This is a genomic window from Sphingomonas cavernae, from assembly GCF_003590775.1.
Lineage (GTDB): Bacteria > Pseudomonadota > Alphaproteobacteria > Sphingomonadales > Sphingomonadaceae > Sphingobium_A > Sphingobium_A cavernae.
Window position 1 is genome coordinate 978,335 of sequence record NZ_QYUM01000002.1, and the last position, 21,220, is coordinate 999,554.

16 protein-coding genes are annotated in these 21,220 nt (G+C 63.3%); 7 read left to right on the forward strand and 9 right to left on the reverse strand.

Annotated elements, in window-relative coordinates:
- Window positions 1-32: 32 nt before the first annotated feature.
- From D3876_RS04830 to D3876_RS04865, 7 genes are all read right to left on the reverse strand, one after another.
- Window positions 33-2,402: a GumC family protein gene (locus tag D3876_RS04830; protein ID WP_119759989.1), complete on the reverse strand. Its 2,370-nt coding sequence runs from the start codon at window positions 2,400-2,402 to the stop codon at window positions 33-35.
- A 235-nt stretch (window positions 2,403-2,637) separates the two neighbouring features.
- Window positions 2,638-3,318, reverse strand: coding sequence for a response regulator transcription factor (locus tag D3876_RS04835; protein WP_119759991.1), 681 nt, complete (start codon window positions 3,316-3,318; stop codon window positions 2,638-2,640).
- 310 nt (window positions 3,319-3,628) lie between these two features.
- Window positions 3,629-4,345, reverse strand: coding sequence for an HAD family hydrolase (locus D3876_RS04840; RefSeq protein WP_119759992.1), 717 nt, complete (start codon window positions 4,343-4,345; stop codon window positions 3,629-3,631).
- Window positions 4,342-5,373, reverse strand: coding sequence for an ATP-grasp domain-containing protein (locus D3876_RS04845; protein WP_238475239.1), 1,032 nt, complete (start codon window positions 5,371-5,373; stop codon window positions 4,342-4,344). The genes D3876_RS04840 and D3876_RS04845 overlap by 4 nt, the downstream gene beginning before the upstream one ends.
- An 8-nt stretch (window positions 5,374-5,381) precedes the next feature.
- The gene (locus D3876_RS20730; protein WP_238475240.1) at window positions 5,382-6,977 is read right to left on the reverse strand and encodes a PIG-L family deacetylase; all 1,596 of its coding nucleotides are present in this window, start codon (window positions 6,975-6,977) and stop codon (window positions 5,382-5,384) included.
- Complete coding sequence (locus D3876_RS20735; protein ID WP_119759994.1) at window positions 6,949-8,700, reverse strand: sugar transferase; 1,752 nt, start codon at window positions 8,698-8,700, stop codon at window positions 6,949-6,951. Before D3876_RS20735 ends, D3876_RS20730 begins: the two co-directional genes overlap by 29 nt.
- Window positions 8,697-9,887 carry a glycosyltransferase gene (locus tag D3876_RS04865; protein WP_119759995.1) on the reverse strand — a complete coding sequence of 397 codons (1,191 nt, stop codon included), beginning with the start codon at window positions 9,885-9,887 and terminating at the stop codon, window positions 8,697-8,699. The genes D3876_RS20735 and D3876_RS04865 overlap by 4 nt, the downstream gene beginning before the upstream one ends.
- Before the next feature lie 530 nt (window positions 9,888-10,417).
- Between D3876_RS04865 and D3876_RS04870 the strand changes: the two genes are divergently transcribed.
- The 7 genes from D3876_RS04870 to D3876_RS04900 all read left to right on the forward strand — a co-directional run bounded on the left by D3876_RS04870 (window position 10,418) and on the right by D3876_RS04900 (window position 19,220).
- Window positions 10,418-12,430, forward strand: coding sequence for a polysaccharide biosynthesis protein (locus D3876_RS04870; protein ID WP_238475241.1), 2,013 nt, complete (start codon window positions 10,418-10,420; stop codon window positions 12,428-12,430).
- Between the two features lie 2 nt (window positions 12,431-12,432).
- Entirely contained in the window at window positions 12,433-13,689 is a 1,257-nt protein-coding gene (locus D3876_RS04875; protein WP_238475242.1) for a DegT/DnrJ/EryC1/StrS family aminotransferase, read from the forward strand.
- Window positions 13,686-14,546, forward strand: coding sequence for a sulfotransferase family protein (locus D3876_RS04880; protein ID WP_119759997.1), 861 nt, complete (start codon window positions 13,686-13,688; stop codon window positions 14,544-14,546). The genes D3876_RS04875 and D3876_RS04880 overlap by 4 nt, the downstream gene beginning before the upstream one ends.
- A gap of 76 nt (window positions 14,547-14,622) precedes the next feature.
- The gene (locus D3876_RS04885; protein WP_182911877.1) at window positions 14,623-15,840 is read left to right on the forward strand and encodes an O-antigen ligase family protein; all 1,218 of its coding nucleotides are present in this window, start codon (window positions 14,623-14,625) and stop codon (window positions 15,838-15,840) included.
- A 31-nt stretch (window positions 15,841-15,871) separates the two neighbouring features.
- Window positions 15,872-16,432 (forward strand): polysaccharide biosynthesis/export family protein, encoded by a 561-nt coding sequence (locus D3876_RS04890; RefSeq protein ID WP_119760001.1) that lies wholly within the window; start codon window positions 15,872-15,874, stop codon window positions 16,430-16,432.
- A gap of 41 nt (window positions 16,433-16,473) precedes the next feature.
- On the forward strand, window positions 16,474-17,709 hold the full coding sequence (locus tag D3876_RS04895; protein ID WP_119760002.1) for an outer membrane beta-barrel protein: 1,236 nt from the start codon (window positions 16,474-16,476) through the stop codon (window positions 17,707-17,709).
- A gap of 212 nt (window positions 17,710-17,921) precedes the next feature.
- The gene (locus D3876_RS04900; RefSeq protein ID WP_119761053.1) at window positions 17,922-19,220 is read left to right on the forward strand and encodes a pectate lyase family protein; all 1,299 of its coding nucleotides are present in this window, start codon (window positions 17,922-17,924) and stop codon (window positions 19,218-19,220) included.
- A 23-nt stretch (window positions 19,221-19,243) separates the two neighbouring features.
- On the opposite strand, the gene D3876_RS04905 is transcribed toward D3876_RS04900, so the two are convergent.
- On the reverse strand, window positions 19,244-20,245 hold the full coding sequence (locus D3876_RS04905) for a glycosyltransferase family 2 protein (protein WP_119760004.1): 1,002 nt from the start codon (window positions 20,243-20,245) through the stop codon (window positions 19,244-19,246).
- A 9-nt stretch (window positions 20,246-20,254) separates the two neighbouring features.
- A complete protein-coding gene (locus D3876_RS04910) occupies window positions 20,255-21,205 on the reverse strand; it encodes an NAD-dependent epimerase/dehydratase family protein (protein WP_119760005.1) in 951 nt (316 codons plus the stop codon).
- Between the last annotated feature and the right edge of the window lie 15 nt (window positions 21,206-21,220).

Sequence of the window (21,220 nt, forward strand, 5' to 3'; positions counted from 1 at the left end):
ACGGTCGGTCGCAAACCTGGCTTCCATGCCGTTCAATCGGCGTCTCTCCCGAAGATGCGTCGAACCGCTCCGGTGAGAGACGCAGCCCCGGGAAGGCGCCCGAGAACGCTTTTGAAGCCGTTTTTCGGCACAACGGCGCCCCCGTCGGAGCGATAATATTCCTGATATCGGGCATAATAGTGGATCGCGTCGCCATAGCTGCGGCGCGCATGCTCGCCATAGTCTACCCGGTTGAGCACCACGCCCGTGATATCGTCGCCAAAAATGTCGACCGCGACGCGCGCTGCCTCGGGATGCGACCGTCCCCAGTCGAGCACCAATATCGTCGCATCGGCAATGCCCGACAGAATCTTGGCGTCGAGCACTGGGAGGATCGGCGGGGCGTCAAGGACGATGAGGTCGAACCGTTCGCGTAGTTGCCTGACCATTTCCTCCAGCCGCGGCGAGGAGATCAACGCGCTCGCGTCCGCCACCGAGTGATTGACCCCGATCTGCACGAAATGGCCAAGCCGCGCGTCGGGGACAAGCACCTCGTCCAGCCCGGCGCGGTTGCTCAGATACGCGACCATATCGGGGGTTTCCGCCTCGTCGCCGGGAACATGCGCGGTCCCGGGCTGCCGCAGATCAACGTCGACCGAAACCGCCCTGTGCCCGAGCGCGCTGGCGGCCGCAGCAAGACCCGCCGCGACCGTGGTCTTGCCCTCGTTCACCAAAGGCGACGTGACGACGACGACCATCGACCCCGTCTTGCCCACGCGTGCGAGCAGCTCGATATACAGGTTGCGCAGCGCCTCCGGAAACACCGAACCCGGGCGCTCGGCGATGAGCGAATGGGGCGCGAAAAGCGCCTTCGGGCCGAAGACGTTGGGCACCATCGCCAATGTCGGCAGGCCGAGCGCGCGCTCCACCTGCGTCGCGGTACGCAGACGATTATCCACATTCTCGGCCACCAGCGCGAGGATGATGCCGAGAATTGCGCCGCCGATAAGCGCGACCGCCAATGTCCGCTTGGGCTCGGGATGGCTCGGCAAGGTCGGTACTGGTGCGGTCGAGATGATCCGCATGTCGGGACGGGCCTCTTCGGGCTTGGCCATGAGCTCCTTCAACTGGGTGAGCAAGCTCAGATAGAGCTGATGGCTCGTGTCCGCTTCCCGCTGAAGCTCCTTCAGGTTTACCACCTGACCCATTTCGCGCGAATTCGAAGCGCGCAGCGCGCCAAGATCGCCTGCCAGTGCTCCCATCCGCGCGGCATCCGCGCGGCTGTCGATCGCGGCGGTCCGCGTCGACGCGATCGTGGCGCGCGCTGTCTCCTCGACTATGCGCCCACGAACGTCGGAGAGCTGAGCCGTCACCTTGGCGAGGTCGGGATGCCCGGGACCATAGAAGCTCGAAAGATCCGCGGCCTTGGCGGCCAGCGTCGCCTCCTGCCCTTTCAGCTCGTTGAGCACGGGCGAGCTGGCGATCGTGCTTGACGCGCTTGCCACGCCGCTTGCGCGACTGCCCGTCAGTGCGCTCGCCGCCTTGGCCTCCGAAAGGGCGCCCGCGATGCGGGTCAGGAGCGAATTGTTGATCTCTTCAGGGCGCGCCGCGAACAGGTTGTTTGCGCGCATATAGCCCGCGACCGCCGAATCCTCCGATTCCAGCTTCGCGCGCAGATCTCCGACGCGCTGCGTCAGATCAGCAATCGCACGCTTGCGCGAGTTGCGCTCTTCCGAGCGTTGCGATTCGATGTGCGTCTGAACGATGCGATTGGCGAGGTGGCTCGCCTTGTAGGGATCGTCAGAATTGACCGCGACGTCGATCAGATGCGATCGCCCGAGCCGTGTCACCGCCGTGCGACCCATCAGGCGGTCGGTTACCTCTTCCAGCCTGGCCTTCTCGGCAGCCGCGTTGACGTCCTTTGCGCTCATCTCCGCCAGCAGCGTGCTGTCCTCGAGCTTGGGCGGAGCGGGTTGCAGGCCGATGCGTTGCATCAGGCTGAGCCCCCGTTCGGGCGCGCTCGCAAACTCAGGATCTTCGACAAGATCGGCGTTGCGGACGACACGCCTTGCCAGCGCACGCGATTGCAGCAGTTCCATCCGCGTGGAAATCCGCAGTTCCTCGTCAGGTGTGGCGACGACGGTTGCCGCCTGCACATCCGCAACCTCTTTTTCGGGCTGAACCATGACGACCGCGGAGCTGGTGTATATGGGCTTGGTCAGCGCCAGCATGAGCACGGTCAGCGCAAGCACCCCGAGAATGGCGCCAATGAGCAGCGAACGATGGCGCATCATGATACGCCAGATTTCGATCATGCCGACATAGGCCGCCTCGGATTTCGAGTTCGGGCGCCATGGCTCCGAAACTGCAACACCTCTCAGCGCTTGCGGCTCAACTATGCGGACGATCTTTCCATCCGTCATTCTTCATCCCCCGCGGTTCAAATGGTCGGGGTACCGCTCCGTCTCCGGCTTCCCGGCATGGCACCGATCAGACATTCTATGTTAGTCCAACAGCTTCGCCAGCGATCAAAATGATAAGCGCCCAACCCAGGAGATTAGCGCGGCGATGTCCAAATCCCCATTGGAAGTAGCCGGGCGGGCATCGGGCTAGCCGCGGGGGCGTCGGTAGACGCATCCCCGCAACTCGACGGCATCCTCAATTGCACGATGCGATCTGGCGATCATTCTCACCAATGCCGCGCATGACCGCCCAGATCGCCGCCTGGGTGCGGTTGAGCACGTTCAGCTTCCTGAGGATCGCCTTGATGTGCACCTTGACCGTTGCCTCGGTGATATCGAGGCGACGTGCGATGACCTTGTTGGCCTCACCGCAGACAAGACATTGCAGGATCTCGATTTCACGATCCGAAATGTTGACCGAGGCACGGCTCGCTTCCCAGTCGCCGCTGGCCGGTTGCCAGTGCATGTTGGTGAGCGACTCGACAACCTGGGTCGGGACCACCTTTTCGCCAAGCGCGATCAGGTTGAGCGCGCCCGCGAGCGGTTCGCACGATATCGCCTTGACCAGATAGCCGTCGGCGCCCGCCTCGAAGGCGCGGGCAATGGCGTCGAGTCGATAATTGTCGGCCATTATCACGACGCGACACCCCGGAAACCGCTGGCGCAGCTTCCGACATGTATCGAGTCCTTCCTTGTCCGAAGTGGAATCGACGATGAACAGGCAATGCTGATTGCCGTTTTCATTGTCGCTGGAAATCTGCTCGGCATCCTGCACAACGTCGAGGACGTTGAATGACTGTTCGGTAAGGATTCGCCTTAGCCCCTCCCGAACAATTTCATTTCTGCCAAGGATAGAAACCTGAATATTGTCACGCATAACACCCTCCACTGCACTGTCTGCAATTCATGGAAACAGGATTATGCGACCACCGCCCTGATAATAATTCGTACTGAACCCCTGAAATTATTCTTTCTAAAGCGGATGCTGATTACGCAAAGACGGACGATAACCGCCATTGCGTGTCGGACAATTCGCTCACTCGCCCAAATCTTGCCGATTATACGAATGAATTGCCTCAACGGCCAATCAGTCGCCTTTTAATCGACAGGGGATGGACGCCCTTTCAGTGTGTTAAGATGAAGCTAATGCCATTCGCGAAGCATTACCAATGGGATTATTACGTACGTCATCCTTCGGCGCAGATATTAGTCCAGTCGAGCCTCGAAAGGTCCACAATGGTCAGGTCGCTCTCGCCCGAAAGGTGCATTGCCTCAGCAATATTGACGCGCTGCGGTCGATCCACCCGGATCGTTCGCCATCCCCGCCGCCGGGGGGTCACAAAATCCTTGGTCGGATTGTCGCCGATATAGGTAAGGCACCGGGCCGGGAGTCCGAACAACGCCTCGATGCACTCGAAGGCGCGCGGATGCGGCTTCCAATAGGCGCGCCCCCACAGGTCGGTGCAAATCATCGGCCAGAAACCGTGCGATGCCAGCCCAAGCGCCCTGAGCTTCTGTTGCTGCGCAACCAGGAAACCGTCGGTCACTAGCGCAAGGCGCAAACCATCGGGACGGTCCCCCGCGAGCAGCGCGGCCGCATCCTGTGCCAGACTGATCTGGGGCCAGTGCTTTCGATAGACGCTGACCGCCTGACCGATCAGTTCCGGCGTGGTGCGTACACCGAGGTCGGCGAAGGCGCGGTCGAAGACATCGCCCCTGTGCCCTGCATCAAACAGCGCAGTTGCCCGCGCAGCAAAGTCCGCAATCTTGAAGCGCTGCTCCGCCCACGCGCCCACGGCGCGAAATCCGCTCAACACATAATCGCGCTCGAGATAGAGCGTGTCGTCGAGATCGAAGACAACCACACGCTCGACGCGCTCATACGGAGGCGGATGCGGGATCATGATCCGACAAAGACCGCTGCATCATAGCGCAGCATGATGACGTCCGCGCGCCACGCGTCATGCGCGCCGGGCGCCCTGCCAAGAGCTTCTTCGAGAAGCCAGGTGGAGAATGTCGCTCCCGCATGGTGCGCCAGCGGATATCCGCCGCCGAACCGCGCATTGATCTCGAATATCTTTGCTTCGCCGGCGTCGTCGACCATGGCCTGGAAACAGAGCGCGCCTCTCGGCTCGGGCAATGCCGCAGCCATATCGGCAGCGAGGCGCGCAAGTTGCGGCGATCGCCGCGTGATGCCCTTCTCGACCTCCCCCGCACGGATCTGGATCCGTTCATGTGGAACCGCGCAGCGCAATTGCCCCGATCGATCGAAGAACATGTTCACCGTATGCTCGCGCCCGCGCAACAGTTCTTGCGCGATGAAGGGCTCGTTGGATTCGATACGGCGGAGTTCCGCAATATCGTGGACAATCTGGACGCCCCGGCCGGAGCTGCCATGCGCGGGCTTGACGAGCAGCGGCCACGACCACTCCGCGGCCGCAGCCTCAACAGCATCAAGCGGCGCGCTGCGCGGGCTGGCAATATGATGCTGCGCCAGAAATTCCGCGGTGCGCAGCTTGTCTCGCGCAATGCCGACCAGCGCAGGTGAGCTTACCGATACCGTCGCGCCGATCGCCGCGAAGCGATCGCGCGCCAGCGCCAGAGGATGGAGTTCGGTATCGATCGTCGGAACGACCAGCGAAATGCCATTATCGCGGCACAGTTCGAGAACCACGTCCGCATAATCGGGATCATCGGCACGGGGCACCGCGAAGGCGCGGCCCGCCTCATGGCATGCGGGGCTCCAATCGGGGCGCAGATCGCACGCGAAGAGATCGAGCTCGACGCCGAGCGCCGCGGCCGAGGACCAGAAACTGCGGAGCAGCTCGACGCGCCTGCCCGCGGAAGTGACCAGCATCGCGATACGCTGCCCCCCGCCATTGCGCGTCGAAGGCATTACACCCACGATCTGTCCGGCGGGCTGGGGGCGCATGACGACGCTCACCCCAATGCCCGCACGAGGACAAATGCCTCGGCTGCCGCCTTGCACACGGTTGCGCCGCGCAGCATGGCAAGCGCTGCCAGCGCCTCGGTGGAACGTTCGTGCGGAAACGGCCGTAGCTGCGAGGCATAACAACCAAAGGCTTCGAGCTTGGCCGATAGATGATCGGCGATATCGACGAAAATATTGGGCTGAAATCCTGGCGTCAGATAGGGCGCATTCCAGTTGGTTTCCGAAAGCGTCTCATAGGCCATCACCATCCGAGGAAACGTTTCGAAGCTCGGGCGAGCCGCGACCAGCGCGGATTGGAAGAGTATCTGGTGATCGAGATGGATGTCGCCGACAAAGGGAACGAACAGGACCTCGGGCTCTTCGGATAGGACGAGATCGCGCAACGCGCCGTTCAATTCAGCGTGCGGGACGCGGTCCAGTTCCGCCGCGGGAAAATCGAGCCAGTGTCGCCTGGCAACCCCCAAGCGGGCGTGCGCGGCGGCGATCTCCCCCTCGAGCATGTTGACCGCCGATTCAGTGAAGCGCGGCGGCCTGCCGCGCGTCGCAAGCACAACGGTGACGCGACAGCCCATCGTGGCAAGCCTGGCGATCGTGCCGCCACAGCCCAGCACCTCGTCATCGGGGTGCGGCGCGATCACCATCGCCCGGCTGATCCCTTCAAGCATCCCGCGCTCCCCCATGTCCACCGAGCCGGGCGTGAAGCCTTGGCATGCCGTCGACACTATCCCAATCGCTGATCCAGAGTCCTCGCCCGTCGCCGCAGCGCACCGCGAAACCCGTCGTATCCCGAGCGATGACTTGGCCCGCCGACGCAATATGCCGTTCCGCCCCGGCCATGGCCGGGCACTCCAGATCGTCAGACGCGAGGCGCCGTACGTCGTGAATGCTCCAGGATAGGGCCGCCCAACCGCGCGGATCAGCCGTTCGATCTCGGGCGCCGGGCGCGACCAGTCGATCCGGCCGTCTTCGGGGGTGCGTCGCGCTGCCCAGCTCGCATATTGCGCGTCCTGTGCGATTCGCGGCGCTCTCGCGCTCGCGATCAACGGAAGGCTCTCGGCAAGCATTGCCGACAAGGCCTCTATATGCCGCGCGTAAAGCGAACCGACGGTCTCGGTCGCGCCGACATGCAGAAAATGCTGGTTGAGGATCGGGCCGCTGTCGACGCCTTCGTCCATCCAGAAGAGCGTCGAGGCGGTGATGTTATACCCCAGCAGTATCGTCCACGGAATCACCCCACGGCCGCGCAACTGCGGCAAGGGCGCTGGATGATAGCCAACGACCTTGCGACCCGCGGCGTCGAGAAACGCGGGGCGACAGATCTGCGACCAGCCGATGACAAAGGTGCAATCGGGCGCAATCTCGCCGATCGCGTCGAGTGCTTCGTCGCCATTGCCGTTGGCGCACCTGATCACGCGCGCACCCGCGCCCACCGCCTCGGGACCCAGGTCGACGAAATCGGAATGACGACCAGACAGATCCTCGGGCAGCGTGATTACGCCGGCAAGCGACCAGTCCGGACTTGCTGCGATGGCGCTGAGCGCGACGCGCGTGCTTTCAACCGCGCCGACGAGCATCGCCCGCATACACACTCCGTATCGCTGGATGGTTGAGCCGCTCGCCGCGCACAAGCACAAGCAGCGTACGAAGGGCGATCTGGCAGTCGAGCCGCCAGGAGGCGTGTGCAATATACCACAGATCGAGTGACAGCTTGTCCTCCTCGGTCAGCAGCGTGTTGCCATTGACCTGCGCCCAGCCGGTCAGCCCCGGACGCATCGAACTCCTCACCGAACCGACGTCTCCCTCGAGCAAGCTGGATTCGGGGAGCATCGGGCGCGGCCCGACCAGGCTCATCTCGCCCTTGAGCACATTGAGAAGTTGCGGCAGCTCGTCGAGCCGGAAACGGCGCAGAAAGCGGCCCAGTGGTGTCGTGCGGGCAGCGTCGTCGGCGAGCGAGCCATCGGCCGCCCGGGCGTCGGTCATCGTCCTGAACTTGCGCAACCGAAAGGGTCTCCCCTTGCGGCCGCAGCGCGTCTGGGTGAACAGGATCGGCCTTCCAAGAAACAGGGCGACCAAAGCCGCGATGACCAGAGCCAGGGGCGCGAGCACCACTATCCCGAGCAAGGACGCGACAATGTCGAACGCACGGCGACCTATCCCGCCCGAAGCCGGGACTATGCGCGGCTGATGCTCACGGTCGAGCCCCATGGTTCCCAGCAGGATCGCGTTGACCTTTTCGACGGCGTAGTGATCCTGCGCAGTGCGTCGCGCCGCCGCGCCCATGCGGGTTGCAAGATCCGGATCCCGTATAAATCGCTCCATGGCGTCGGCGAGGGCTCCGGCGTCGCGTGGCGCAACAAGAAATCCGTTCACACCCTCGACGATGGGTTCGCGGCAGCCGGGCATATCGGTGGTGATGACCGCGCGGCCCACGGCCATCGCCTCCAATATCGTGCGCGGTAGTCCCTCGCGATAATAGCTGGGCAGCACGAACACAGTGGCGCGGGCGAGGATCGGCGCCACATCGCGCGTTTCGCCAAGATATTCGACCAGCCCTTCCGCATGCCACGCCTCAACCTCGGCACGCTTGATTCCGGTGGGATTTGCGTCAAGCGGACCGAGCAGCAGGAAGCGCGCGGGCGCGCCGCGGGCGCGCAGCAGCCGAGCCGCCTCGACAAATTCGCACAAACCCTTGTCGCGCAGCAGCCGAGCGACCATCAGGAAGCACGCCGCGCCCGCAGGCACAGGCTGCGGCGCGAAACGCGCGATATCGACGCCCGATCCGGGCACCTGCACAACCCTGTGCGCTTCGTCGATGATGCCATGCCGCAACATTTCGGCGCGGTCGTCACGGTTAAACACGAACACCGCCTCCGCACGCGCTACCGCCATCCGGTATAGATACGAAACGATTGCGCGCAGCAGCGCCGAACTGGCGCCGGGGCTAAAGACATGACCCAGCCCGCTGACCATCGCAAAATAGCGCCCGCGCCCGACAATACGCATGCCGATCCCAGCGTAAATGATCGGCTTTTGGGTATAGGCGAGCAAGACATCGGGGCGTTCGCGGCGGACCAGGGACACCAGACCCGTCAGCGTGACGAGGTCCGACAAGGGATTGGTCCCCGTCCGGCGCATCGCGATCCGACGATATTCGACACCCATTTGGGCAAGCTGCGCGATAATCTCAGCGTCATCCTCGGGCGCGCAGGCGATTACCCGATGTCCGGCCTTCACCAAAGCCCCGAGCAGCGCGCCCCGAAAGTTGATGAGCGAGTAGGCAAGGCTGGCGACGACGACGACTTTCATGCCGGCACCCCCTTCTGACCGGGCAGGCCTCGGGTTGGCGCGGGGCCGTGGTGCGCGAGCACGTCACGATAAAGTTCGACATAGCGGGCCGCGACATCGTGCAACGCATAACGCTCGATGATCCGTCCGCGCGCCGCTTGCCCGAGCCGCCGGCGCGCCTCGGACCCGGCGTCGACGAGCTGGACCAGCGCCCGCGCCAGTGCATCCGGATCGCGCGGCGGGACCACAAGCCCGGTTTCCGCAATGATGCTCCGACTTTCGCCGACATCGGTCGCGATGCACGGCACGCCGCAGGCCATCGCCTCTCCGACGATGTTCGGAAAGCCTTCGCCCCACGCCGAAGGAAGCGCCAATATGTCCAATCCGCCCAGCCACGCGGCAACATCTGCGCGCCCATCGACGAGCGTATAGCGGTCCGGCGGCAGTCCGGACGCCATCGCGCGCGCATGCGCAGCGTCCGCCGACGCCATGCCCTGGCCGACAATGAGGAGATGAATATCCGCACCGTCCGATCGCGCCCTGCGAACCGCTTCCACCAGATTGCCCGGATCCTTCATCGGATGCGCGCGCGCAACCATGCCGACCACCACCGCGTCCTCGTCAATGCCGAACAGGCCGCGGAGGCGGCGCGGCGCGGCGGGATCCGGCCGGTATTTGTCGCAGTCGAAACCGTTGGGGATCACGAGCGCATGACGCGGCGAATATCCCAGGGCTTCATATTGCGTGCGCGCGGCGTGCGAATTGTAGATGATCGCCGCGGGCCGTTTTGACAGGACAGCGCCAAGCCGCATCACCTGCTGCGTCGTCCATTTCTCGTTGCGAATATCGTCGAGCGAGTGCCGCACGTTCCAGATGAGCGGTGGGGCGGGAGACACCGCGCGGGCCGCTAGCCAGGATGCAATATGGCCATGGTGCATCCAGCCCATGATCAGGTCGGGCCGCCGGTGCCGCGCGAGGCGCATCAGATTCAGCGCACGCGTGGGTGAGGCAAGACGGCGGTGTATCGATAGCGTGTCGATCGGCGTCCCGCCTGCAGCGATCCGCTCGCCCGCGGGCCCGGGCGTCATCAAACTCAATATCCGCTGATCGATGCTGGGCGCTCCCTGCGCTACAAGTCTGGCGAGCATGGTTTCAGCGCCCCCGACATTGAGCGCAGTGATGACATGCAGCAGCGTCACATCCGCCATAGCTCTCGACTGCCCCCACTCGAAACCGTCGCCGACACCGCCACGACTATTCCACGATGCGGTGAAAAGTGCGCTCCAGACCGGCAATTGCAGCGTTGATGCTAGCTTCCCCGACGCACGCAAGGGCGGAAATTCCGGCCACTATCCTTTCGGACGGGATCGCGCGTAGCCGGCTGACGAATGCGTCCGAATACAGATCCGACCCGATGCACTGCCGGCGCGCGATGCGAGCACGGCGCTCCGCGCCTCCCACGCATCACGGTTTGCGGCACAATGCGGCCTGTCGGATAGCTCTGAAATCAAAAGGGGTGGAGCGCTACCCCGATTCAGCCTGCTCCGAAGAGCGCGTTCATTTCAGCGTTTATGAACATATTCTTTAGATCGTGGAGCACGCCGGCCGTTCAATCGGCAGCGGCAGCGAATGGGCCGGCCCCGAAGTTCTCCGCACTTCTGCCGGCAGGGGTCGCAACATCAACCGCACGCCGGGAAAATATCCCGCGCGTGACCAAATGGTGGGGGCATTGTGGCTCGTGATCAACTTGCTAAGGATATCCAACTTTCCCCGGTACGTCCGCAACGCGGTCATACTGATCGCTGACGGCTTCGCGACCGGCGCGGCACTCGTCATTGCACTCGGCTTGCGGCTGAGCGGGGACATTCCTCCGCATATGATGGAAGGGCTCATCGCATCGCTTCCTGTGACGATCATCGCCGCGACGCTCGTCTACTATGCTGCGGGGCTGCACAGGCGTGTCTGGCGATTTTTGTCGCTTACGGACCTCATCGTCCTCGTCGAGGCGGCGACCGCCGCTGTCGTCTGCAGCACTCTGGCCCTTGTCGTGCTGGGACGGGTGCAATGGATGCCGCTGTCGCTCCCCATCATTCAGTGGTTTGTCATCGTCGTGCTGCTTGGAAGCGCGCGTTTCGCGTGGCGCTCTTTGCGAGGGCGGCTGAAGGGGACGACGCTGAGCGAAAACAGCGGCGAACAACGCGCGATTCCGTTGCGCACAATCATTGTCGGCTCTCCCGAAAATGCTGAAGTTGTTCTCCACCAGCTCGAAATCGCCCCAGATGCGGGCTATCGCGTCGTTGGCATTCTGGATCTCACCGGAAAGGATGTCAGCCTGAAGCTGCGCGGCGTGCCGATACTGGGCGCCTTCGATATGCTGGAACAGGCCGTGCAGCGACTCGATGCCGCACACCAGCGCCCTGAGGCGCTGATCATTGCGGGCAATGGGGACTGTCTTGCTCCGCAGCGCACGGTCCGGCTCGTTTCCGGGGCGCAGGGACTTGGACTGCGCGTCGTCCGCTCACTGCATCCGGCGGATCCCGACGCGGCGCGCCAGGCACCGCTCAGTCTCCAGACAATCGACCTGACTGACCTGCTGGGGCGTCCGCAGACGCAGCTCGACAATGCCGCGATCATCCGCGCGGTGGCAAACCGCCGGGTACTGGTGACGGGTGCGGGCGGAACGATCGGCCGCGAACTTGTTCGCCAGATCGCATCGATGAATCCCGCACAGATCATCCTGCTCGATGCCGGTGAATTCAACCTCTACTCGGTCGATATGGAGATGGCCGAGCATTTCCCCGAGCTGCCGCGCAGCGCGGTGTTGTGCTCGATCCGCCAGCGCCAGAGCGTGATGGATACTTTCGAGAAATATCGTCCCGAACTCGTGTTCCACGCCGCAGCGCTCAAGCACGTCCCGCTCGTCGAGCAGAATCCGTGCGCGGGGGTGATGACCAACGTGCTCGGTACGCGCAATGTGGCCGACGCCGCGCGCCAATGGGGCGCACGCGCGATGGTGCAGGTCTCGACCGACAAGGCGGTCAATCCGGTCGGCGTGATGGGTGCCACCAAGCGTCTGGGCGAACTATACTGCCAGGCGCTCGATCTCGAAAATTGCCGCGACGGCGATGCCGGGCGCTTCATGACCGTGCGCTTCGGCAATGTGCTGGGCTCAAGCGGGTCACTGATCCCGCTGTTCCAGCGTCAGCTCGAAACGCACCAGCCGCTCACGGTCACGCATCCCGACGTCGAACGCTATTTCATGACTGTGCACGAAGCCGTGCAGTTGACGCTGCAAAGCACGGCATGTGCGCTAGAAGGCAATCTGGGGCGTGGCCGAATCTTCGTTCTCGACATGGGCGCGCCGATCAAGATTCTCGATATTGCGCGCCGCATGATCCGTCTGGCGGGCCTTGTTCCCGAACGCGACGTACCCATCGATATCGTCGGGCTCAGGCCCGGCGAGAAGCTCTTTGAGGAGCTGTTCGACGGCAGCGAGGAAAAACTGCCTTCGAGCGTCCCCGGCGTGTTCGAGGCGGAGCCGCCCTCCATCCCCTTGAACATTCTCAATCGCGCCTTTGACGGGCTTGCCGACGCCACGCGCAAGGGCGACACCGCCACGGTTCTCGCCCGGCTCGATCAGGTGTTGCAGTCGCGCGCCGACGTGGTCGAGGTGGACCAGCCGATTGTGTCGGCAATCGCACGCCGGCGCCGTCCGATGCCTATAGCAACCACTCTGGCCGGGAGGGCATAGACGTGAACTTCCTGACCGCTCCCGACCACAGCTTCCTGCCCGTCAGGCCCACTGCGCTGCCACATCTTCGTTCGGCAATCAGATCGCACTGGCCCGTCTATGCCGATGACGAAATCGAGGCGGTCGTGGAAATCCTCCGTTCGGGCCGCGTGAACGCGTTGCACCATGGCGAACATTGCCAAGCGTTCGAAGAAGCGTTCGCGACCATGTGCGGCATGCCCCACGCGATCGCGCTGGCCAACGGCACGCTTGCGCTGGAACTAGCGCTACGCGCGCTCGGAATCGGGCCGGGCGACGAGGTAATTGTCCCCGCGCGCACCTTCATCGCCTCGGCGAGCTGCGTCATTGCCTGTGGCGCGACCCCGATTTTCGCGGACGTCGATCCGGATACCCAGAACCTGAACGCCGAAACCGTCGCCGCAGTGATGACGCCGCGGACGCGTGCGATCGTTGCGGTCCATCTCGCTGGCTATCCGTGCCCGATGGACGAACTGATCGTCCTCAGCGATTCCTACGGGATCAAGATCGTCGAGGATTGCGCGCAGGCGCACGGCGCGCGCTTCAATGGACGTCCTGTGGGTTCATTCGGCGATGCCGCCGTTTTCTCATTCTGCACCGACAAGATCATTTCCACCGGTGGTGAGGGTGGAATGCTGCTGCTGCGCGACGACGCGGTCTGGTCGCGCGCCTGGTCATACAAGGATCATGGCAAGAGCCATGCGCTGACCATGGGACAGACGCCAGGCGCAGCGTTCAAATGGCTGCATGAATCGTTCGGAAGCAATTATCGGATGACCGAGATGCAAGCCGCGATCGGGCTCCGCCAGCTCGAAAAGCTGCCGAGCTGGCTGGCGGACCGCGCCAATCATGCCAAGATTCTCGATGACGCGCTCTCGGGCCTTGCCGCGGTACGTCTGATACCGCCGCCCGAAGGCATCTCGCCGGCCTATTATAAATATTACGCGTTCATCCGGCCCGAATGGCTTTCGCCGGGCTGGTCGCGCGATGCGATCATCGGAGCTGCCATTGATGCCGGGTTGCCGTGCCAGAGCGGCATATGCCCCGAAATTTATCGCGAACAGGCCTTTGTGCGTGCCGGGCTTGGCCCCGAAAGCCCGCGACCGACGGCGCTGCGGCTTGGGCAAACGAGTCTGATGCTGCCGATCGATCAGACGCTCGATGAGGATATGGTATCGGAAATGGGCAATGTGCTGCGCGAGATCATCGTGATGGCCACCGCCGAGGAGCGGGCGGCATGATCGAGGGGTCGGTCGATCGGATGCCCGGCTTCATCATCATCGGCGCGATGAAGGCCGCGACGACGTGGATCGCGCATCAACTGCGCCAGCATCCGGGCATCTTTCTGCCCGGCCCCGAACCGCATTATTTCAGCACCGAGTTCGAGCGCGGCAGCCAATGGTATTCTGGATTATTTCGCGCGGCAGGCGCGTCCCAGATCGTCGGAGAGAAGTCCGCAGATTATCTTTCGCACCCGCAAGCCGCGCAACGGATCGCAGCGATGCTCCCCGATGCGCGCCTGATCGTGCAACTGCGCAATCCCGTCGATCGTGCCTATTCAGACTATTGCATGCTCTTTCGCCGCGGCTCGGTGTCGGGCGATCCGGGCCGTTATCTGAATCCCGGGACCAGCGAAAACCTGCGCTTCCTGGAAAATGGCCGCTATGCGACGCACATCGCGCGCTATCTGGGCAACATTCCGCGCGAACAGCTCAAGATCATTTTGCATGACGATGTCCGTGGCAGTCCGGAACAGACGCTTCGCGATGTCTCGACCCATATCGGGATCGAACCCTGGATCGTCGCCGAGAATCTCGCGGACCGCAAGAATGACAGCGAAACCCCGCTCCTTCCGCTCGGTGTTCGGCGGCTTGCACGACCGTTCAAGCAGGCCGTACGGCGTCATCGTGACGAGCTTTGGTTCAAGACCATCCGCGGGGCGCTCGCACATCCGGTGCAATATCCGCCATTGAGCGACGACCTGCGCGCGCGTCTGCACGATTTCTACCTGCCCGAACTCGAAACATTGCAATCGATGATCGGGCGCGATCTGAAGTGCTGGACCCAAGCCCGGCCCGCAGCAACCATGCCTGGATAGCGCGTTGCAGATGCAATCGTCCCGCTATCTGGATTCTGCATCAATCGGATGGGCGACATCGGCGCCGGTGCTGGCGATGGCCGTGTTTCTTGCGCCTTACATCTCCTGGCGCCCCGGCGCGATCCTGTTCACGGTCAGCGACATGCTCTTCGTGCTGGGCGCTGTGCTGATCGTGCTCGCCCACCACATGCCGTTGCGGCCTTTCGCGGCGCTCACTCCTTATTGGCTGCTGGCGCTGGCGGTCATGCTGGGCGGGCTCTATCTTGGCAGCATCATCAATGGCGATCCCTTGCGATGGGCGGTTCTGGCGGGACAGTATCTGTTCAGCCTCGCCCTGCTCCCGCTCCTGCTGATGCGCCATGACCGCGGGCGAACGTATCTGTTCTTCAAGGCTTTCGTCGCGGGCGTCACCTGCATGGAGCTTTTCGGCAGCGCGCTCTACTTCGCTTATGGAGGACAGTGGGAGCCACTGCAGCGCTTCGGCCCGGATTTCGTGACGGGAGGCGGCCGGTTGTCGGCCTTTCTCGCCGACGCCAACTGGAACGCCGCGATGATCGCGATGGCGATTCCGTTCGTCTACTATCTCAGGATCGCGGGGCAGTTGGGGCAGGCGCTGTTCGCCTCGACGCTGACCATTCTGCTCGTCGGACTTTCACTCACCGCTTCCGTAACCGGTATGGTCAGCGCGACCCTCGCAACGATCATTTTCCTGATTATCGGGAAAGTGAGGCCCCCGATGCGGTTGTTGGCCGCAGGCGGTGCCGCGCTGGCACTGCTGTTCGCGTCAGGGTACGCGCTGCCACGCGCGTTCCAGAACCGCATCGTGCCGGCACTCGAATCAGGTGAGCTTTCGCAGGCGGGCACCTATACGGGGCGTGTCGAGCTGATCGGAGAAGCCTGGGACAGGGCGAGCGATGCTATCCTGATAGGCATTGGCGCTGACCAGTTCCGCAATGTCAGTCCGGTCCGCCAGCCCGTGCACAACCTCTATCTTCTGCTGTGGATCGAGGGCGGTCTGCCCTCGCTAATCGGATGGCTGTGGATGATGGGCATTTTGGCGATCAGCGCCATTTCAATGCGACGATATGATCGCCTTGGCGCTGCGCTGGCGCTTTCGGTATTCGCGACATTCGTGATCTATTGCGGCGCTTCGCCACATATGTACGCCAGGCAATGGATCGTTCCCCTGCTTCTGGCGATGGCGCCCGTCTTCGCGATCATGGGCCGCGCGAACAAGCGGATCGGACCCGAAACGACGCTGCATCATTACCCTATGACTCCGAAGGAATTTTAGGTATGGTCAAAACAGACGGGAGGAGCCAGCCATGAAGATGTTGGCGTTCGCATGCGCGGCAGCGCTGTTCGGACTGCAGGGATGCGCAACCCCTGCGTCGGAACTGCCCAAGATGTATGAGATCACCGACACGGCCTATCGGCTGGGTGCAGGCGACGAAGTGCGCATCACGGTCTATGGCATGGACCAGATGACCAACACCTATGTCGTGGGTGATGGCGGCACGATCTCGCTGCCGCTGCTCGAAACCATGCCGGTCGAGGGCAAGACGCCCGCCGAGGTCGAAAAGGCGATCGCCGACGCCATTCTCGCCAAGCAGCTCGTCCTCCAGCCAAGCGTAAGCGCACAGGTACAGAAATACCGCCCCTTCTATATCCTTGGCGAGGTGCAGAAGCCCGGCCAATATCCCTATGCGCCTGGACTTTCCGTGACGTCGGCGGTTTCGATAGCGGGCGGCTTCACCTTCCGCGCCGACAAGACGCAGTTCGCGATCCAGCGCAAATCGGGACAGAAAATGGTCAAGGGTCAGGTCGGCCCCGACGCCCCGGTGCTGCCAGGGGATACCGTGACAGTCTATGAGAGCTGGTTCTGAGCGCGGTGCCGCACAGCCGCGCAAATGACGGGAGCCGGACGATGACGTGGGCGGCGCGCCTGCTTTCGGCGCTCGCTGCGGGCACCGCGGCGATCCTGATCGCGCCCGCAGCGCAGGCGCAAAGAGCCGATGAAGACGAGCCGATATCCGAGTTGCCGCGGCCGGGCTATGAACCTCGCAACCTCAGGATCGGCACCGCAATCCTCTCCCCCGAGGCCGAGTTCGGCGCGACCTATGACGACAACATCTTCGCGACTGCCACCGCGGCTGACGACGATGTCGTGTTCCGACTGGCGCCGCGCGCGCGGCTGACCCAGCAGACACCCCATCTCAATCTGCGCATGGATGCCTATGCGTCGATTCTGCGATATGCCGAGAACGGGTCCGAGGATACCGAGAGCTACGGCATCAGCTCGTCCGCCCAATATCGCCGCGATGTCCATACGCTCTCGGGCACCTTCCGCTATGATCGCAGCTTTGAACGCCGCACCGATCCTGAAGCCGATTTCAACCTTGCGCGTCCCCCCAGCGAGATCGACCTGGCGAGCGCAGAGCTGCGCTATGCCTACCGCCCGGGCCGGTTCGGCGTGCAATTGTCCGCCGGCGCCGACAAGGCCAACTACCTGCCGCAGGTCGATGCCGATCGCGATCAGACCAGTTATCGCGGCGCGGTTCGCGCGTTCATCGAGGTGAGCGGGGGCATGGACGCGTTCGTCGAAGGCTTCGCCACTAAGCGTGACGCGCGCACGCCGGTCGACCGCAACGGCGTCGATCGCGACGCAAGTACCTATGGCGGCAATGTCGGTGTCCAGCTCGACATCGCCGACCGGGTCAAGGGCGATATCGGGCTTGGCGTGTTCCGCGCCGAGTATCAGGACCCGACGATCACCGACCGCACCGGCTTTTCCGCAAGCGGCCGGATTGTGTGGCGCCCGCGCGTCCGCACCGCGATCACCGGGCAGGTCTTCAGTGGCGATGTCGCGACAATCCGGGGCGGCGCTTCCTCGCGCACCGATACAAGCGCCAGTCTGCGCGTCGATCAGGAAGTTCGGCACAATCTGTTGATGCACGCGCAACTGGGGGTTCTGGACACGAAATATCGCGGTCTGAACGGGCGCAACATGACGACCTTGTCAGGCGGCGTGGGCGCCGAATATCTCATAAACCGCTCGCTTTCGGTCAAGGTTGACGCGTCCTATATGGATCGCTCCGCGAACCAGGTGACCGACGAGTTCAACAAGTTCCGCCTCGGCGTCGCATTGCGCGTGCGTTACTGATCCGGCAGCGGTTCCAAGCGGGTTAGGGCGCGTCTCGATCGGATAGCCCGCGGGCGCATTCGGGCGAGATCAGGAACGGACCCCTTGCGACTCGGTTGCAACCGCCGGAGGATGTCGGGATGACCGCATCGCTAAACCTATCAGGTAAAAAGAAAACCCGACGGCGGATTGTTCCGCGTGGCGGCCGCCAGCTTGGAAAGGTGGTCGCGATCATGTGCCTGTCAGCCTGTTCGGCAACCGCCGACGGGCTGCCTGCGACCAGTGGGAGCGATGCCTTTCCCGGCGCCGAGGGGCATGGCCGCTATGCTGCGGGCGGGCGCAGCGGACGCATCATTCAGGTTACGACACTGGCCGATGCCGGATCGGGATCGCTGCGCGCCTGCATCGACGCCAGCGGTCCGCGCGTCTGCGTGTTCAGGGTGAGCGGCGTCATCCGCTTCACGTCTACCCGGCCGATCATCCGCAATCCCTTCATCACCATCGCGGGACAGACCGCGCCGGGGGGGGGCATCCTGCTCACCCACAATGGCGGCGCGGTGGGGCTCACGCCGCTGGTCATCAAGAACACGCATGACGTGATCGTCCGCCATCTGCGCGTGCGCACCGACAGGCGCGGCGCACAGCGCGGCAGCAATGACGGGATCACGATCGAAGGCAGCAGCAACATCATAATCGATCATGTCAGCGCCTCCTGGGCTCTGGACGAGAATTTCAACGGTTATGCGCAGAACGACAAGATCACCGTCTCCGCCTCGATCTTTGCAGAGGGCCTGACCGATCACGACAAGTGCGCGTTGCTGAGCAGCGACCCGACGGGTCCGCAGCGCTTCAGCTTCATCAAGAATCTGTGCGCGCACAATGGCGATCGCAATCCCGACGTAAACTTCCCGCCGGGATCGTGCGTCGAAGTCGTCAACAACGTCCTTTATAACGGCCGATCGGAATTCACCGAGATATGGGAGAGCTATGGCGGCACGCCGGTCAGCGTCGTCGGCAATTATTACAAGGCGGGTCCCGACACGATGGGCATAGCGCCTGCAATCAACCGGCAGATCATAGCGTCCACCGGGACAGCCAGGGTTCATGTGTCGGGTAACAGCTTCGACGGCAGGATGGTGGCGCAGTCGCCGCTTCTTGCGCCCGTACTGGTCAGCCAACCTCCCTGCCCGCTGACGCTTGCACCGCTCAGCGCCTCACAGGCCTATGCGACAGTGCTCGAGATGTCGGGCGCATTCCCGCGTGATGCCGTCGACCTGCGCATCGTGCGCGACGTTGGCGAGCGAACAGGCCGGATCGTAAGCGCCCCCAGCTCCTTGCCCGCCATCGCCGGTGGAACGCCCTATCCCGATAGCGACCGCGACGGCATGTCGGACAATTGGGAGCGCGCCAAGGGGCTCAACGTAGGCGTCAATGATGCGTGGTCCGATCACGACGGCAATGGATGGACCAATATCGACGAATTCCTCGACCACGCACATCGTGAGGCGTTGCGGGGCCGCGCTGTCACCTGACGGCTGTGGTAGCCTGACTCCCCTTATCGCCCGATAACGCTCTCGCGACGATCGGCATCGAAAACGAGGCGGTGATGCGGCTGATCCATGTTGAGCGTGTGCTCGATGATAGGCGTCGGCCGATGCTTCGCCTGCATGAAGATCCGCCCCAGATATTCGCCGAGCACGCCGAGGAAAATCGCATTCATCGAGATCGACATGAGGAGGAGCAGCGTCGTGGTCGCGAAACCGGCGGGCCAGTTCTGGCCAAAGACGAGCCGGCCGATGACGTATCCCAGGCTCAACAGGAAGGTCAGGCAGCCGACGAGCAGGCCAACCGCGGAGGCGAGCCTGAGCGGGACCAGCGAATGATTGAGCACACCGTCCACCGCGAGCGACAGCATCGCGCGAAACGGGAACTTGCTCTCACCCGCGGTGCGCAGACGCCGGACATATTCGAAACCGACCTGCGAGAAGCCCATCGAACTGATGAGGCCGCGCAGATAGGGTGAGGTGTCATCCACGCGCCGCAATTCGGTCAGGATGCGTGCATCGACAAGCCGGAACTCGCCAGCATTCACGGGCAGATCGTCTTCGCTCATCGCGGCGATCACCCGGTAGAACATCCGTCGCGTCGCGCGCATGATCGCGCCTTCCGCCAGCGTCTCGCGGATACCATAGACCACCTGATGCCCCTGACGCCAAAGCTCGAGCATCCTGGGGATCAGTTCGGGCGGATCCTGGAGATCGCAGTCAATCTGCACCGCGCAAGCCCCCGTGGCCGACTGATAAGCGACGAGCAACGAACGCTCATAGCCATAGTTGCGCGCGAAGCGGATCACCCGCACCTTCGGATCGCGTGCCGCGATTTCGCGCAACAAGGCGAAGCTGCCGTCGGTCGAATGGTTGTCGGTGACGATGATCTCATAGTCATAGTCGGGCAGCGCGTCGAAGACCTTGACGATCTCGGCATAGGCCCGTTCGATATTCATGTCCTCGTTGTAGACGGGTATGAGGACTGATACCTTGGCGCGATCGTCCAGCATTTCGTCCTCCTAGGTCAAGGCCGGCGCGCGCAGCATCGCAGCCACGGTCAGCTCCAGACCTTTGCGCAGCGTTGTTGCGGCCGACCAGTTCAGCAGCGATCGCGCGCGATCGGGCGACGCGAGCAGCACCGATGCACCGGTGTCCAATGCGGGATTGCCAAAGCGCACCAACGCGGGGTCGGCTCCGGTGATGTCGATCACCTGTTCGGTCACTTCGCGCATGGTCGGCGCCATGCCTGTCGCGATATTGATCACGTTGCACCCCGGCGGTTGGCTCTCGCCCAGCAGCAGGAGCGCGTCGACCGCGTCGTCGACATGAATGAGATCGCGCCGGTCGGATGGTCGCGTGACATGAAAAGGCCTGCCCTCGAGGCACGCACGGATCAGTGCCGGAATCAGGAATGCCTCGGACTGGCCCGCACCAAAGACCAGCGCAAGCCGTGCCGTGATCGCGGGAAACGGCAGCACGCCTTCCAGAACCCGCAGATACATCGTTCCCGCGGCAAGCCCGGCGCCATAGGGCGTTGATGGATCCTCCTTCTGATCCTCGCGATAGGGCACAGGAGCCGTGCCGTACTCGGCGATCGATCCCGCGCGCACAAAGGCGACCGGGGGATGCCGCAGCGTCGCAAGCGCCGCGAGCAGCGCGATCAGGTTGGGCAGGTCTTCGCGCAGCGTCAGTTCCACTCCCGCGAAGTCCGCCTGCGCGGTTCGCCGCGTCTCCGCCGCGAGGTGATAGACTTGATGAGGCGCCGCATCGGCAAGGCAGGCGGCGAGCGCCGCCTCGTCGCCAAGCTGCAATCGGTGGAGACAAACGCGATCGATCACCTCCTCCAGACGGCTCAGCGACGTTTCTGGCCTGACGAGCAAATGAAGCTCGTCACCGCGATCGAGAAGCCGTCGGACGAGATGGGATCCGATGAACCCCGCGGCGCCTGTGATCAGTGTGCGCATGGCCATGGGCCGAGCCTCAGC